Here is a 13,791-nt window from a genome sequence, read left to right as displayed (position 1 = left end):
TCACTTCTGCTCGTTGGCCGGGTTGTTGAACACCCAGTTCCACGGCTTCACATCGACCTTCTCGAACAGACCGGCGAGATAATATGGATCGGCTTCCGCAATCGTCCGGGCGGCCGCGATATCGGCTGCCTCCACCACGACAAGGCTGCCATTCGGCTTGCTCTCGTCGTCCAGGAACGGGCCCGCAAACTTCAGCGTGCCTTCGGCATTGAGCTTGTTCAGATGTTCCACATGCGCCGGGCGGGTATCCATGCGAACCTGCAGGTGGCCGGGCTTGTCGGTGCAAAGAAAGGCAAACAGCATTGGGGTCTCCTGGCTAAGCAATTCCAGCAAAAGTGTGTAGCGGTTTTGCGTCCGGAATTGCGTGAAAACTAAAGTGGATTACTCGGCCTTGATCGGCCGGGTCATGAGCTGTTCCATCGCGGTCATCACATCGAGACGTCCGTCGATAATGGCCGCGACCGCATCCGTAATCGGCAGATCGACCGAAAATTTCCGACCGAGCCGGGCCGCGACCGAGGCCGCAAATGCACCTTCGACCAGCGGCCCACCGACGGTCTGCGCCGGCTCACCCTTTCCGATCGAAATGCCAAAACTCAGGTTGCGTGACTGATGGCTGGTACCGGTCAGCACGAGGTCGCCGAGCCCAGACAGGCCCCGTACCGTATCCGAGTTGCCGCCCATGGCTTCAACGAGCCGGGACATCTCGGCCAAGCCCCGGGAAATCAGCGCCGCACGGGCAGATTCGCCAAGCCCCGCGCCCTCGACGATGCCGCAGGCAATCGCCAGCACGTTCTTCAGCGCCCCGCCAAGCTGCACGCCGATCACATCCGACGAAGCGTAAAGCCGGAAACTGCGGCTGGAGAGAACCTGCGCAAGCCTTTCCGCCAGCACCGGGTCCTGCGCGCCGAGCGACATCGCCGTCGGCAGACCACGCGCGATATCGGCGGCAAAACCAGGCCCCGAAAGCACCGCCAGAGGCGTCTTCGGCAATTCCGCCGATATGACATCGGTCAGCAGCCGCTCGGCCCGATCGAGCCCCTTGGCGCAGATGACGACGGCAGCATCTTTCGACAGATAAGGCCCGTAATGACGCGCCGCATCGAGCTGCGCCCTCGACGGCACGGCGAAGAGAACGACATTCGCTTCCGCCACCGCATCCGGCTCGGCGGAAAATTGCAGCGCGTCCGGCAGGGGCACGCCCGGCAGTGCGGCATCATGCATGCGGTCGTCGCGCAGATCGGCCATCAGGTTCGGCTGGCGCCCGACCAGCGTCACCGGGTAACGACCCTCCAATGCGAACACGGTCGCAAGTGCCGTTCCGAATGCGCCTGCGCCGATGACGGCGATCCGCTCGTTGGTCATGCCTTCGCCCCTCGTTTGCCGGATCCGAGCAAAGTCTTCGCATCCTTGTCCAGCGGCCAGCGCGAACGCGGTGCCACATTGAGATCATCGGCCGGAAACTCTTCCGCCATCCGCTCCAGGCCCGCCCAGGCGATCATCGCGGCATTGTCTGTGCAGAGCCTCAGCGGCGGTGCGATGAAGCGGAACCCGTGCTCGAGGCAAAGCGCCTGCAGCGTGCGCCGGATTTCCTGATTGGCCGCAACACCACCGGCGACAACCAGCGCCGGCTCGGTTTCGAGACCTACAAACTCCTCACGGAACCGAAGCAGTCCGCGGCCGATGCGGTCCCGAAGCGTGCGCGACACCGCCTTCTGGAACGAGGCGCAGATATCGGCCACATCCTGCTCACTCAGCGGCGCGATCTCGGTCGCAGCCTGCCGTACGGCAGTCTTTAGGCCGGAAAAGGAAAAGTCGAGACGCGCCTCGCCTACCAGCGGACGCGGCAGCGAGAACCGGTCGGGATTGCCGGAAAGAGCAGCCTTCTCGACCGCCGGACCACCCGGATAAGGCAGGCCGAGCAGTTTCGCCGTCTTGTCGAAGGCCTCGCCCAGCGCATCGTCGATCGTCGTGCCCCAGCGCTCGTACTGGCCGACACCGCGGATCAGGATGAGCTGCGTGTGTCCGCCGGAAACCAGCAGCATCAGATAGGGGAAGGAAAGCCCGTCCGTCATCCGCGCCGTCAGCGCATGGCCTTCGAGATGGTTGATGGCGAGAAGCGGCTTGCCCGAAACGCGGGCGATCGCTTTTGCCGTCATCAGGCCGACCAACAGACCACCGATCAGGCCGGGACCGGAGGTCGCGGCAATCGCATCGACATCGTCGAGCGTCACGTTGGCGCGGCGCAAAGCTTCCTCGACCAGCTCGTCCAGCACTTCGACATGGGCGCGTGCGGCGATTTCCGGCACGACGCCGCCATAGGCCGAGTGTTCATCGAGCTGCGACAGGACCACATCGGACAGAATTTCACCGCGTCCGTCCTCATGGCGTGCGACGACCGCAGCAGCGGTCTCGTCGCAGCTTGTTTCAATGCCGAGGATGCGCAGATATGAGGTCATTGGCCCTTGTTCATTGCGATGCCGGATGATCCGGTTTACGAGAGCTTCCGGTAACAACGGAATGAGACGGATGCAAACAAAACCTTTCCGGATCGGTACGCGCGGCAGCCCGCTGGCACTGGCGCAAGCCCATGAAACGCGGTCACGGCTGATGGCGGCCCATGGCCTGCCGGAAGAGATGTTCGAAGTCGTCGTGCTGTCGACGACCGGCGACCGCATCACCGACCGCTCATTGAGCGAGATCGGCGGCAAGGGCCTGTTCACCCAGGAACTTGAGGAACAGCTCTCCTCCGGCGAACTGGATATCGCTGTGCATTCGTCTAAAGACATGCCGACGAAGCTGCCGGACGGATTGCATATCGCAGCCTACCTGCCGCGCGAGGATTTTCGCGATGCCTTCATCGGCCGCACGGCCTCGACGCTCAAGGCCCTGCCCGATGGCGCAACCGTCGGTACCGCCTCGCTGCGCCGTCAGGCGCTCATCCGCCGCCTTCGCCCCGATATCCAGCTGACGATCTTCCGCGGCTCGGTCGGCACGCGCCTGCGCAAGCTGGATGAAGGCCAGGTCGATGCTACCCTGCTCGCCTTTGCCGGCCTGAAACGGCTGTCGATGGAAGAGGTCGTGACCGAACTTCTCGATCCCACTGACTTCCCGCCAGCTCCCGCGCAAGGCGCGATCTGCGTCGAAAGCCGCATCGGTGACCCGCGCACGGATGCGCTGATCGCCCCGATCAACGACCACCCAACCTTTGACGCGGTAAGCTGCGAACGCGCCTTCCTGGCCGCGCTCGATGGCTCCTGTCGGACGCCGATCGGCGGTTATGCGATCTGTGACGGAGATCACCTGAAATTCTCCGGCCTGATTCTGACACCCGACGGTCGGCGCGAACATGCAATCGAAGTCGAGGGCAAGCGTGCGGATGCCGAGGCGCTCGGCCTTCGCGCCGGCGAAGCCGTCCGTGCCGCAGCCGGCCCGGGCTTCTTCGACAGCTGGAGCTGACCCTTGCGGGTCGTCGTCACCCGCCCGGAGATTTCGGCGGCAAAAACGGCCGAGCGGCTGAGGCTCTTGGGGCATGACCCCGTGCTTCTGCCGCTCAGCAAGGCAATGCATCACCCGCAAGTCGCGACCGATGCTCTGGCTTTGCCCCATTCGGCGCTGATCGTCACCAGCGCCGAAGCATTGCGGGCACTTGCGAATACTGATTACTCTTCGGAGATCGGTCGGAATATACAGCTCTTCGCAGTCGGAGAAAAAACCGCAACGGCAGCAAACGCGGCAGGCTTCGGCAACATCCATATCGGCGCCGGCAACGGCACCGGACTGGCCGACCTGATCGCTTCGACGCTCGACAAGCCGGACCTTCCGCTCCTTTATCTCGCCGGCAAACCGCGCGCCGGATCGCTGGAAGGCAGGCTCGAAGAACTGGGCCTGCCCGTACGCGTGGCTGAAATCTACGAAATGATCCCGGTCGAGTATCCACCGGAGGAATTTTACGAGCGGCTGCGTACCCGGCCTCCCCAAGCAGTGCTACTCTACTCCCGAGAAAACGCCCTCCGGTTTTTCGAGATTGTGGAGCGTCACGCGCTCTCTTTTACAGAAACAAAAATCCTCTGCATCAGCACCCGCACCGCCGATGCTGTGCCCGCGGCATTTCGCGCGCATCTCCGGATCGCCGAAAGCCCGGACGAAAACGCCCTGTTGGCGCTTCTTTAACCCGCGCCTGATCCTAATTCCCTTTGCGCCCCTTTCCTTAACCGGGGGCACCGACTAGGTTTTAGTGAACGCAGGCAGAAAAGAGGTCGAGATGGTATCCGAAAAACCACCGCGCCGGTCCAACCCGAACAAGGAACCGGTCACCATCGACCTGACGGCGGAGGAAACCGCCGCAGTGGCCGAGCCCGTTCGCGCCAATGACAGCGACGATGTGATCGACGCACGCGAGAACGACGCGGCCGAGACGCCGGTAGCGACGGATATCCCGGAAAAGACTGAAACGGTTGAGACTTCATCCGCGGAAGCCAAGGCTGAACCCGAGACCGCTACCCCCGAAACGCCACGTTTCGACGAGCCGGAACCCGAATCTGTGACGGCATCTGCCGAACCGGCGAAGGAAGAGATCAAGGAAGATCCGGCCCCCTTCCAGTCGACGGCCCGAACGGAAGACTATTCGATCCCGCCAGCCGCCCCGGCACCACCGAAGCCCGCAACCTCGACGCTGGTCGCATCCGGCATTTTCGGCGGCATCGTCGCTCTGCTTCTGGCCGGCAGCATGCAATATGCCGGCGTCCTGCCGGGCGGCGCATCCTCGTCTTCATCGAGCGACAGCGACGTTTCCACCGAGATCGCCTCGCTTCGTCAGGAAATCGCATCCCTCGCCAGCAGGCCAGTCGAACCTTCCGCCGATATCACAAGCCGTCTGGCTGCGCTGGAAAGCAGCGCCTCGACGGGTGGCGGCGGATCGACCGAGACGGATCAGAAGTTAGCCGCCCTCGAAGCTGAGCTTACCAGCCTGAAATCGGCAAATGCAGCGGCTGCCGCAACCTCGACACAACTGGCCGGCCGCCTGCAGCAGGCGGAAGCCCAGATCGCCGACAAAGGCCCCGAGCAGCAGGCCGCGCGCGCTGTCGCCGCAGCAGCCCTGAAGAGCGCCGTAGATCGCGGCGGTTCGTTCGAGGCAGAACTGCAGACCTACAAGACCGTCGCTGGCGACGATCCGGCAATTGCAAGCCTCCAGCCGTTCGCCGCCAAGGGCGTTCAGTCGCGCGTCGAGCTTCAGCGTCAGGTCTCCGGCGTGGCGGACAGCATGGTCGAGGCGGTCGCCCAGCCTGATCCCGATCAGGGCCTGGCCTCCCGGCTCTATTCGTCTGCCCTCTCCGTCGTGAAGGTGCGCAAGGTCGGCGACGTCACCGGCAACACACCAGAAGATATCGTCGCCCGTTTCGAGGACCGGCTTCGCTCTGGCGATTTTGCTGCCGCGGCCCGCGAATGGGAGACGCTTCCAGACGCGGCCAAGACGGCATCCCAGTCGTTCAAGCAGGAACTCGACGCCCGCATAGAGGTTGAAAATCTCGTAGGCGGCGCGTTGACCCGCGCGATTACCGGCACTCAAGGCTGAGGACGAAAAACGGAATGGTCAGACTTTTCATTTTCCTTCTCGTCGTTCTCGGTCTCGGCTGGAGCTTCGCATGGCTCGCCGATCGCCCCGGCCTGCTCTCCATCACCTGGCAGGACCACCTGATCGAGACGAGCCTGATGGTTGCCGCAACGATGGTCGTGGCGCTGATTGGCGCCGTCATGCTTCTGTGGTGGGTGATCGGCATCATCTGGACCTCGCCTTACTCGGTCCGCCGTTATTTTCGCGCCCGCAAGCGCGACCGAGGTTATCAGGCGCTGTCGACTGGCCTGATCGCGGCCGGCGCCGGCAACGCGCTTCTTGCCCGAAAGATGAGCATCCGTACCCGCAATCTGCTCAGCGCCGACCAGGAACCGCTGATCCACCTTCTCGATGCGCAGGCCGCTCTCATCGAAGGCAAATATGACGACGCCCGCGCCAAGTTCGAGAGCATGTCGAACGATCCCGAAACGCGCGAACTCGGCCTGCGCGGCCTCTACATGGAAGCGCGCCGCCTCGGTGCCAACGAAGCGGCCCGGCAATATGCCGAAAAGGCCGTCGAACACGCGCCTTACCTGCCCTGGGCGTCCCAGGCGACGCTGGAATCCCAGAGCCAATCCGGCCGCTGGGACGAGGCCTTGGAAACACTGGCGCAACAGCGTGCTGCCAATATCATCAGCAGGTCCGAAGCCGACCGCCTGAGAGCGGTTCTCCTAACCGCCCGCGCGGGCGAGCGGCTGGAAAGCGACCCGAGCGGTGCCCGCGAAGATTCCACCGATGCGCTGAAACTGGCCAAGGACCTCGTCCCCGCCGCCATCATCTGTGCCAAGGCGCTGCTGCGGCAGGAAAATATCAAGAAGGCCGCATCGGTCCTGGAAGGCGTTTGGAAGCTTTCGCCGCATCCGGATATCGCCCGCACCTATATCCGCGCCCGCAGCGGCGATAGCACGCTCGACCGGCTGAAACGTGCCGAAAAGCTAGAGGCCATGCGTCCGAACAATATCGAGTCGCTTCTCGCCGTTTCGCAGGCAGCGCTTGATGCTCAGGATTTTGCCAAGGCCCGGGCAAGGGCGGAAGCCGCGGCCCGTGTTGAACCGAGCGAGCGGGTCTACCTGCTGCTGGCCGATATCGAGGAAGCCGAAACAGGAGATCAGGGCCGCATCCGCCACTGGATGCAGCAGGCTCTTCGCGCTTCGCGTAATGCAGCCTGGGTTGCTGACGGCTTCGTTTCGGAAAACTGGCTTCCTGTTTCGCCGGTCACCGGCAAACTCGACGCCTTCGAGTGGAAAGTGCCATTCAGCCAGTTGGAAGGTCCGCTTGTCGAAGGCAAGGTTGCTGCGGACGAAGCGATTGCCGCTCTTCCGCCTGTCATCGTGAACGAGCGGCCACCGGTGGAAACGACAAGACAAAACGCATCCGCAGAGCCGACAATCGTCATAGAAAAGAAACCGGCAAAGCCGGCAGCCGAGCCTGCTGTTGCAGCAAAGACAACAGAGCCGGAGAAAGTCATACCAGCACCTGCTAAAACGCAAGAAAATGACGCCGAACCGGTTCCATTTTTCGGGCGTCCACCGGATGATCCCGGTGTGAAGGATCAAAACGCCGACCCGACCAAAACGCGGTTACGGCTGTTTTAAGGAAAGATGGAGAAGGCCTATCGATGTTGGACCGCATACAGGCCTTTCTCCATACCCTGACATCTCATGAAGACAAGGAATTTGCACCGGACGACCCGCGGGTCGCCTTCGTTGCGCTCTGTTTCCAAGTCATGGAGGCGGATGGTGCCATCTCCAAAAAGGAACAGCAAAAATTCCGTGAACTGATCCGCCAGCGGTATGATCTCAGCGAGGATAGGCTGAAGGCGTTGATCGAGACCGGCCACGAGGCGGGCCATGAAGCGGTTGACTATTACCGGTTCACTTCCGATCTAAGACGTCATCTCGTCAATGAAGACGACCGCGTCGAACTTCTCGGCATTCTCTGGGACATTGTCTATGCCGATGGTCAGAGAAGCGAGATCGAGGATCATGTGATTTGGAGGATCGCTGACCTTCTCGGTGTTTCTTCGCGGGATCGTGTGCTGCAGCGCCAAGAGGCAGCTGTGCGCCGCGCCGAAGAAAATGCGGAGGAGAGTAAGGACTAACTGATGCTCGTAATGCCTCCGCGAAAGACAGATTTCTTTCCCGTTCTCGTCGTTCTCCATCAGGAGCGCTCGTCGTCCGGCCGCGTTGGCCAGATGCTTCTTGAGAAGGGCTTTCCGCTCGATATCCGCCGTCCGGTTCTGGGCGAAGCATTGCCGCAAACGCTCGCCGGACATTCCGGCGCCGTCATTTTCGGTGGACCGATGAGCGCCAACGATCCCGACCCGTTCGTCAAGCAGGAGACCGACTGGATCGGTGTCCCCTTGAAGGAAAACAAGCCTTATCTCGGCATCTGCCTCGGCGCCCAGATGATGGTGCGCCACCTCGGCGGCAAGGTAGGCGCGAAACAGGGCGAGATCACCGAGATCGGCTGGTACCCCTTACGCCCGACCGAACATGGCCGGCTGCTGATGCAATGGCCGAAAATGGTCTACCATTTTCATCGCGAAGGCTTTGACGTTCCGCGCGGTGTCAAGCTTCTGGCGGAAGGTGACGCCTATCCCAACCAGGCGATCCGTTACGGCGACAATGCCTGGGGCGTGCAGTTCCACGCGGAACTGACCCGCGCGATGATGCAGCGTTGGGTCGTTCACGGCGCAGAGCGCTTCACCATGCCCAACGCGCAGCAGGGCAGCGAGCACCTCGAAGGCCGCATGATGTTCGATGCGCCGCTCAAGGCCTGGCTGTCGGAATTCCTCGATATGGTGTTCCTGAACAAAAAGGCCGTAGCAGCAGCTTCACCCCGATACGGCGCATCGATGCCGGCAACCGAAGTGGCGCAAAGCTGAGCTGCAGCGGGTGTCCGCAGCGACCGGATTAGTTGCGCTCCGGCGCTTCCAGCGTGTCGATCCTTCTGAGCTTCGAAAAGCCGAGCGCCCAGATGACGGTGACGGCAAGCGTGCCGACGCCGCCGATGACGACGGCGGGCACTGCGCCGATGAAATGCGCCATCGTGCCGGCGCGGAATTCGCCCAGCTCGTTTGAGGCCCCGACGAACACCATATTGACGGCGTTGACCCGCCCGCGCACCTCGTCCGGCGTCCAGAGCGCAATCAGCGTTTCGCGGACATAGACGGAGATCATGTCGGCCGCGCCCATGATCATTAGTGAAACGATCGAGAGCCATGGCGTCGAGGAGAGGCCGAAGATCAGCGTGCCGAGACCGAAAAAGCCGACGCCGACAAACATCGCAACCCCGGCATGATGCCGGATCGGGTGGAAGGCAAGCCAGACGGCAACGACGATCGCACCGATACCTGGTGCGGCACGCAACAGGCCGAGGCCCCATGGGCCAAGTTCGAGCACGTCACGTGCGAAGATTGGCATGAGCGCGACAGCGCCGCCGAGAAGCACCGCGAACAGATCGAGCGAGATCGCGCCGAGGACCACTTTCTCGCTGAAGATGAAACGGAACCCGGCAAGCAGATGGGCGACATCGACCTTGGCAGCCGAGGTCCGCTGCGCCGGCTTCGGGATCATGAAGACGAGAAGTGCGGCAAGCGTCAGCAATACGAACGCCACGATGTAGGCAGCCGTCGCATTCAGCCCATAAAGCAGGCCGCCGAAGACCGGGCCGAGAATGGAGGCCGTCTGCCAGGAAGACGAATTCCAGGCGATCGCATTGGCAAGGTCCTTCTCCGGCACGAGGTTCGGCCCGAGCGACTGCACCGCCGGCCCCATGAAGGCACGCTCGATGCCGAATACGACGAGGATGGCGAAAACCAGCCAGGGTGAAAAGGCACCGGCGACGGTCAGCCCCAGAAGCGCCGCCGCACAGCCTGCACCGATGACCATGCAGATCGCCATGATCATGCGCCGGTTATATCGATCGGCCACTGTACCCGTGACAAGGATAAGCAGCAGCGAAGGCAGGAACTGGAACAGCCCGATCAGACCCAGATAGAGCGGGTTGCGGGTTTCATCATACATCTGCCAGCCGACCGAAACGCTGATGATCTGGATGGCGAAGCCAGCGAAGAACCGCGACAGGAAGAACTTTGTGTAGGACGAATGGCGAAAAGCTGCAAAGCGGTCGTCAGAGGCAGGAATGGACATCACAAGCGACTTTCAGTGGACCGTCATGGACGAATTCGCGTTGCGCCACTGTTAAACATGCTGAAACTGCGGCGGGTGCGACACTTGCCCGTTAGTTCCCCAATGTCTACATGTCTGTCAACTTGGAATTTGTGGGCCGACCGCCGCGATCCTGAAGGATGGGGCCTGGCAACAAGATTGGAGACCTGAATGCTCGCCCTGTTTCAGACCATTGACCTGGCCTTGAACCTCTACACCTGGATATTGATCGCCAGCGCCATCTTCTCCTGGCTCTTCGCCTTCAACGTTATCAATTCGAGCAACCAGTTCGTCGATGCCATCGGCCGCTTCCTCTATAACGTCACGGAACCAGTCCTGCGCCCGATCCGTCGTGTCATGCCAAATCTCGGCGGAATCGACATCTCCCCGATCATTGTTCTGCTGCTGATCTTCTTCCTGCGTTCCTTCATGTGGACGACCCTCTACCCGATCTTCGCGTGAGTTCGATAAGCGTTCACGCCGACCATATAGGGCTGAGCATCAAGCTCACCCCGAATGGCGGCCGCGACGCGATCGATGGTATCGAGACGGATGCGGAGGGTAACGCGTTTCTCAAAGCGCGTGTCTCTGCGGTGCCGGAAGACGGCAAGGCCAACAAGGCGCTGATCGCACTTCTCTCAAAGAAGCTGCGCGTGCCGAAAAGCTCGATATCTTTCATCTCCGGTGAAACGGCGCGTAAAAAAATCCTCCGGATCGATGGCGACCCGGAGGATTTGAAAATGAAGATCGAAAGCCTGATTGGCTGATTACTTCTGGGCCTTGTAGCGGTCGATCGCCTCGACGATAAGGCGCTTTGCAACGTCGACATCCTGCCAGCCGCCGATCTTGACCCACTTGCCGGGCTCCAGATCCTTGTAGTGCTCAAAGAAGTGCTCGATCTGCTTCAGCGTGATTTCCGGCAGATCGGTGTAGTTCTTGATCTTGTCGTAGCGCTGGGTCAGCTTCGGAACCGGAACGGCGAGGATCTTTTCGTCCTTGCCGCCATCGTCTTCCATGATCATCACGCCGATCGGGCGAACGTTGATGACGCAGCCCGGAACCAGCGGACGGGTATTGCAGATCAGAACGTCGCACGGGTCGCCGTCTTCGGAAAGCGTGTGCGGGATGAAGCCGTAGTTACCCGGATAGGTCATCGGCGTGTAGAGGAAACGGTCGACGATCAGAGCACCGGCTTCCTTGTCCATCTCGTACTTGATCGGCTGACCGCCAACCGGCACCTCGACGATGACGTTGACGTCTTCAGGCGGGTTCTTGCCGATGGAAATTGCATCGATACGCATCGTGATCCTCAATTAGGTTCAATTCACCAAGCGTCGATAGCGAAAATCCGGCTCCAAGGCAATAAGCCATTGAATTGACGGGGCCGGCCACGCAAGGAGAGGAAAGTTATTCCTCGACACACCTTGAGGGCATATCAATTCTGCCAGACGAAGCCGACTTTCTTCAGCTGCGAACCACCGAAATCCTCCATCCCCTCAACGGCATCGTTGCCACCGTGACGGCGGAAGAAGCGGATCGCATGCTCGCTGTCTTCCAGGCACCAGACGACCAGGCCGCGGCAGCCCAGCGAGGTCAAAAGCTTGCGGCTTTCGCCGAAGAGCCGCCGTCCGAGCCCGATGCCCTGGAATTCCGGCCGCAGATAGATCTCGTAGATTTCGCCGTCATAGGGCAGCGCCCGGGCGCGGTTGAGGCCAACCGTCGCGTAACCGGCAATCTCGCCGGCGACGTCAACCACGAGAAGCGTTGCCGGCCCGTCCGTTGCCTTGCGCCACCATTTCTCGCCACGACGTTCCAGCATCTGGATCAGCGGCTTGTGCGGAATGAGACCCGCATAGGCCTGCACCCAGCTCTGCCGGTGTACATCCGAGATGGCTCGGGCATCCTGCGGATCTGCCCGCCGAACATCGATAGACAACGTCTTCATAACGCGACTTTAGGTCCTGCTATGCGGGCTCCGCCATCGGTCAATCATTAACCAGACGGATTGCCCACAGAGTTCTGATGGGGACAATGTCCATCGAGTTAACGCTTTTTTAACCTCGGTTACAAGCTGTGCGATTTGCAGGAACACAAAAAAGCCCGGCTTGCGGCCGGGCTTTTCACAACTAGATTTTAGGACGGCTTAAAGAGCTGCCTTCGACTTGTCGAAGCGCTTGCGGTCGTTGGCGTCGAGATAGATCTTGCGCAGGCGGATCGACTTCGGCGTGACTTCCATCAGCTCGTCGTCCTGGATCCAGGAGAGCGCGCGGTCGAGCGTCATGCGGATCGGCGGGGTCAGGCGGACGGCTTCGTCCTTGCCGGCCGAACGGATGTTCGTCAGCTGCTTGCCCTTGAGAACGTTGACTTCGAGGTCGTTGTCGCGGGTATGGATGCCGATGATCATGCCGGCATAGACCTTCTCGCCCGGCTCGATAATCATCGGGCCGCGGTCTTCCAGGTTGAACATGGCGTAAGCAACAGCTTCACCGGCCTGGTTGGACAGAAGAACACCGTTGGTACGACCGGCAATTTCACCCTTGTAAGGCTGATAATCGTGGAACAGGCGGTTCATGATCGCCGTGCCGCGCGTGTCGGTCAGAAGTTCAGACTGGTAGCCGATCAGGCCACGGGTCGGAGCGAGGAACTTCAGACGAACGCGGCTGCCGCCCGAAGGACGCAGTTCGGTCATCTCGGCCTTGCGCTCGGACATCTTCTGAACGACGACGCCGGAATGTTCTTCATCGACGTCGATGACGACTTCTTCGATCGGCTCCATCGTGGTGCCGTTCTCGTCCTTGTGCATGACGACGCGCGGACGCGAAACGGCAAGCTCGAAGCCTTCGCGACGCATGGTTTCGATCAGAACGGCGAGCTGAAGTTCGCCGCGGCCGGACACGTAGAACGAATCCTTGCCTTCGGCTTCTTCGATCTTCAGCGCAACATTGCCTTCGGCTTCCTTGAACAGACGATCACGGATGACGCGGCTCGTCACCTTGTCGCCTTCGGTGCCGGCAAGCGGGCTGTCGTTGACGATGAAGGACATGGTAACGGTCGGCGGGTCGATCGGCTGGGCCTGCATGGCCTCGGTCACCGAAGGATCGCAGAACGTGTCGGCAACGGTGCCCTTGGACAGACCGGCAATGGCGACGATGTCACCAGCGATCGCTTCGTCGATGGCAGTACGCTCGATGCCGCGGAATGCGAGGATCTTGGAAATACGGCCGGTTTCAACCGTCTTGCCGTCCTGGGACAGAACCTTGACGGCCTGGTTCGGCTTGATCGAACCGGAAGCGACGCGACCGGTGATGATACGGCCGAGGAACGGGTTGGCTTCGAGAAGCGTACCGATCATGCGGAACGGGCCTTCTTCGACTGTCGGCTCTGGAACGTGCTTGAGCACGAGATCGAGCAGCGGTGCCAGACCTTCGTCCTTCGGGCCTTCCGGGTTGACGTTCATCCAGCCATCGCGACCCGAACCGTAGAGGATCGGGAAGTCGAGCTGCTCGTCGGTGGCGTCGAGGTTTGCGAACAGGTCGAAAACTTCGTTGATGACTTCTTCGTGGCGGCCGTCCGGGCGGTCGATCTTGTTGATCGCAACGATCGGCTTGAGGCCGACCTTCAGCGCCTTGCCGACGACGAACTTGGTCTGCGGCATCGGGCCTTCAGACGAGTCGACCAGAACGATCGCACCGTCCACCATCGAAAGAATACGTTCGACTTCGCCGCCGAAGTCGGCGTGGCCGGGGGTGTCGACGATGTTGACGCGAACGCCCTTCCATTCAACCGACGTCGCCTTGGCGAGAATCGTGATGCCGCGTTCCTTTTCGAGATCGTTCGAGTCCATGACGCGTTCTGCAACGCGCTGGTTTTCGCGGAACGAGCCCGACTGTTTCAGGAGCTCGTCAACGAGCGTCGTTTTGCCATGGTCAACGTGCGCGATGATCGCGATGTTGCGAAGTGCCATATTAGAGGTTCTCTGAAGTTGGGGCGCAACAATCACGGGGC

Annotated in this window: 15 protein-coding genes; 8 read left to right on the top strand and 7 right to left on the bottom strand. The window is 61.1% G+C overall.

The genetic code is table 11. From position 1 onward, the window contains the following. The 3 genes from ACI3K0_RS18195 to tsaD form a co-directional block, all read right to left on the bottom strand. Complete coding sequence (locus ACI3K0_RS18195) at positions 1-303, bottom strand: YciI-like protein (RefSeq protein WP_404945863.1); 303 nt, start codon at positions 301-303, stop codon at positions 1-3. A gap of 78 nt (positions 304-381) precedes the next feature. Continuing rightward, positions 382-1,365 carry an NAD(P)H-dependent glycerol-3-phosphate dehydrogenase gene (locus ACI3K0_RS18190; RefSeq protein WP_404945862.1) on the bottom strand — a complete coding sequence of 328 codons (984 nt, stop codon included), beginning with the start codon at positions 1,363-1,365 and terminating at the stop codon, positions 382-384. After that, positions 1,362-2,459, bottom strand: a complete 1,098-nt coding sequence (gene tsaD / locus ACI3K0_RS18185) for a tRNA (adenosine(37)-N6)-threonylcarbamoyltransferase complex transferase subunit TsaD (protein WP_183828423.1) — start codon at positions 2,457-2,459, stop codon at positions 1,362-1,364. The genes ACI3K0_RS18190 and tsaD overlap by 4 nt, the downstream gene beginning before the upstream one ends. Positions 2,460-2,529: 70 nt before the next feature. On the opposite strand from tsaD, the gene hemC reads away from it, so the two are divergent. From hemC to ACI3K0_RS18155, 6 genes are all read left to right on the top strand, one after another. After that, positions 2,530-3,459 carry a hydroxymethylbilane synthase gene (gene hemC, locus ACI3K0_RS18180; protein WP_404945861.1) on the top strand — a complete coding sequence of 310 codons (930 nt, stop codon included), beginning with the start codon at positions 2,530-2,532 and terminating at the stop codon, positions 3,457-3,459. A gap of 3 nt (positions 3,460-3,462) precedes the next feature. Next, positions 3,463-4,173, top strand: a complete 711-nt coding sequence (locus tag ACI3K0_RS18175) for a uroporphyrinogen-III synthase (protein ID WP_404945860.1) — start codon at positions 3,463-3,465, stop codon at positions 4,171-4,173. A gap of 91 nt (positions 4,174-4,264) precedes the next feature. Continuing rightward, positions 4,265-5,575: a mitofilin family membrane protein gene (locus tag ACI3K0_RS18170; protein ID WP_404945859.1), complete on the top strand. Its 1,311-nt coding sequence runs from the start codon at positions 4,265-4,267 to the stop codon at positions 5,573-5,575. A gap of 14 nt (positions 5,576-5,589) precedes the next feature. Beyond that, complete coding sequence (locus tag ACI3K0_RS18165; RefSeq protein WP_183828434.1) at positions 5,590-7,209, top strand: heme biosynthesis protein HemY; 1,620 nt, start codon at positions 5,590-5,592, stop codon at positions 7,207-7,209. Between the two features lie 23 nt (positions 7,210-7,232). Further along, on the top strand, positions 7,233-7,715 hold the full coding sequence (locus ACI3K0_RS18160) for a TerB family tellurite resistance protein (RefSeq protein WP_404945858.1): 483 nt from the start codon (positions 7,233-7,235) through the stop codon (positions 7,713-7,715). Positions 7,716-7,718: 3 nt separating this feature from the next. Next, positions 7,719-8,501 (top strand): glutamine amidotransferase, encoded by a 783-nt coding sequence (locus ACI3K0_RS18155; RefSeq protein ID WP_148147837.1) that lies wholly within the window; start codon positions 7,719-7,721, stop codon positions 8,499-8,501. Positions 8,502-8,529: 28 nt separating this feature from the next. On the opposite strand, the gene ACI3K0_RS18150 is transcribed toward ACI3K0_RS18155, so the two are convergent. Further along, a complete protein-coding gene (locus ACI3K0_RS18150; RefSeq protein WP_183686355.1) occupies positions 8,530-9,768 on the bottom strand; it encodes an MFS transporter in 1,239 nt (412 codons plus the stop codon). 189 nt (positions 9,769-9,957) lie between these two features. Here ACI3K0_RS18150 and ACI3K0_RS18145 point away from each other — a divergent pair, with 189 nt between their 5' ends. Beyond that, positions 9,958-10,248, top strand: coding sequence for a YggT family protein (locus ACI3K0_RS18145; protein WP_148147835.1), 291 nt, complete (start codon positions 9,958-9,960; stop codon positions 10,246-10,248). Next, positions 10,245-10,553, top strand: coding sequence for a DUF167 domain-containing protein (locus ACI3K0_RS18140; RefSeq protein WP_404945857.1), 309 nt, complete (start codon positions 10,245-10,247; stop codon positions 10,551-10,553). Before ACI3K0_RS18145 ends, ACI3K0_RS18140 begins: the two co-directional genes overlap by 4 nt. Here ACI3K0_RS18140 and ppa read toward each other — a convergent pair whose 3' ends face one another. From ppa to typA, 3 genes are all read right to left on the bottom strand, one after another. Then, the gene (gene ppa, locus ACI3K0_RS18135; RefSeq protein ID WP_148147833.1) at positions 10,554-11,087 is read right to left on the bottom strand and encodes an inorganic diphosphatase; all 534 of its coding nucleotides are present in this window, start codon (positions 11,085-11,087) and stop codon (positions 10,554-10,556) included. Positions 11,088-11,221: 134 nt separating this feature from the next. Beyond that, positions 11,222-11,731 (bottom strand): GNAT family N-acetyltransferase, encoded by a 510-nt coding sequence (locus ACI3K0_RS18130; RefSeq protein WP_183828439.1) that lies wholly within the window; start codon positions 11,729-11,731, stop codon positions 11,222-11,224. 198 nt (positions 11,732-11,929) lie between these two features. Then, complete coding sequence (gene typA, locus ACI3K0_RS18125; protein ID WP_148147831.1) at positions 11,930-13,750, bottom strand: translational GTPase TypA; 1,821 nt, start codon at positions 13,748-13,750, stop codon at positions 11,930-11,932. Positions 13,751-13,791 lie beyond the last annotated feature (41 nt).

Source organism: Rhizobium sp. ZW T2_16, from assembly GCF_044987325.1.
Lineage (GTDB): Bacteria > Pseudomonadota > Alphaproteobacteria > Rhizobiales > Rhizobiaceae > Neorhizobium > Neorhizobium cellulosilyticum.
The sequence above is the reverse complement of the archived record's forward strand: the minus strand, read 5'-3'. Positions and strand labels throughout refer to the sequence as shown.

What these genes read in the sequence shown, in the direction of transcription:
- ACI3K0_RS18195 (WP_404945863.1), bottom strand. Translation starts at nt 303, where the DNA reads ATGCTGTTTGCCTTTCTTTGCACCGACAAGCCCGGCCACCTGCAGGTT.
- ACI3K0_RS18190 (WP_404945862.1), bottom strand. Translation starts at nt 1,365, where the DNA reads ATGACCAACGAGCGGATCGCCGTCATCGGCGCAGGCGCATTCGGAACG.
- tsaD (WP_183828423.1), bottom strand. Translation starts at nt 2,459, where the DNA reads ATGACCTCATATCTGCGCATCCTCGGCATTGAAACAAGCTGCGACGAG.
- hemC (WP_404945861.1), top strand. Translation starts at nt 2,530, where the DNA reads ATGCAAACAAAACCTTTCCGGATCGGTACGCGCGGCAGCCCGCTGGCA.
- ACI3K0_RS18170 (WP_404945859.1), top strand. Translation starts at nt 4,265, where the DNA reads ATGGTATCCGAAAAACCACCGCGCCGGTCCAACCCGAACAAGGAACCG.
- ACI3K0_RS18165 (WP_183828434.1), top strand. Translation starts at nt 5,590, where the DNA reads ATGGTCAGACTTTTCATTTTCCTTCTCGTCGTTCTCGGTCTCGGCTGG.
- ACI3K0_RS18160 (WP_404945858.1), top strand. Translation starts at nt 7,233, where the DNA reads ATGTTGGACCGCATACAGGCCTTTCTCCATACCCTGACATCTCATGAA.
- ACI3K0_RS18155 (WP_148147837.1), top strand. Translation starts at nt 7,719, where the DNA reads ATGCTCGTAATGCCTCCGCGAAAGACAGATTTCTTTCCCGTTCTCGTC.
- ACI3K0_RS18150 (WP_183686355.1), bottom strand. Translation starts at nt 9,768, where the DNA reads ATGTCCATTCCTGCCTCTGACGACCGCTTTGCAGCTTTTCGCCATTCG.
- ACI3K0_RS18145 (WP_148147835.1), top strand. Translation starts at nt 9,958, where the DNA reads ATGCTCGCCCTGTTTCAGACCATTGACCTGGCCTTGAACCTCTACACC.
- ppa (WP_148147833.1), bottom strand. Translation starts at nt 11,087, where the DNA reads ATGCGTATCGATGCAATTTCCATCGGCAAGAACCCGCCTGAAGACGTC.
- ACI3K0_RS18130 (WP_183828439.1), bottom strand. Translation starts at nt 11,731, where the DNA reads ATGAAGACGTTGTCTATCGATGTTCGGCGGGCAGATCCGCAGGATGCC.
- typA (WP_148147831.1), bottom strand. Translation starts at nt 13,750, where the DNA reads ATGGCACTTCGCAACATCGCGATCATCGCGCACGTTGACCATGGCAAA.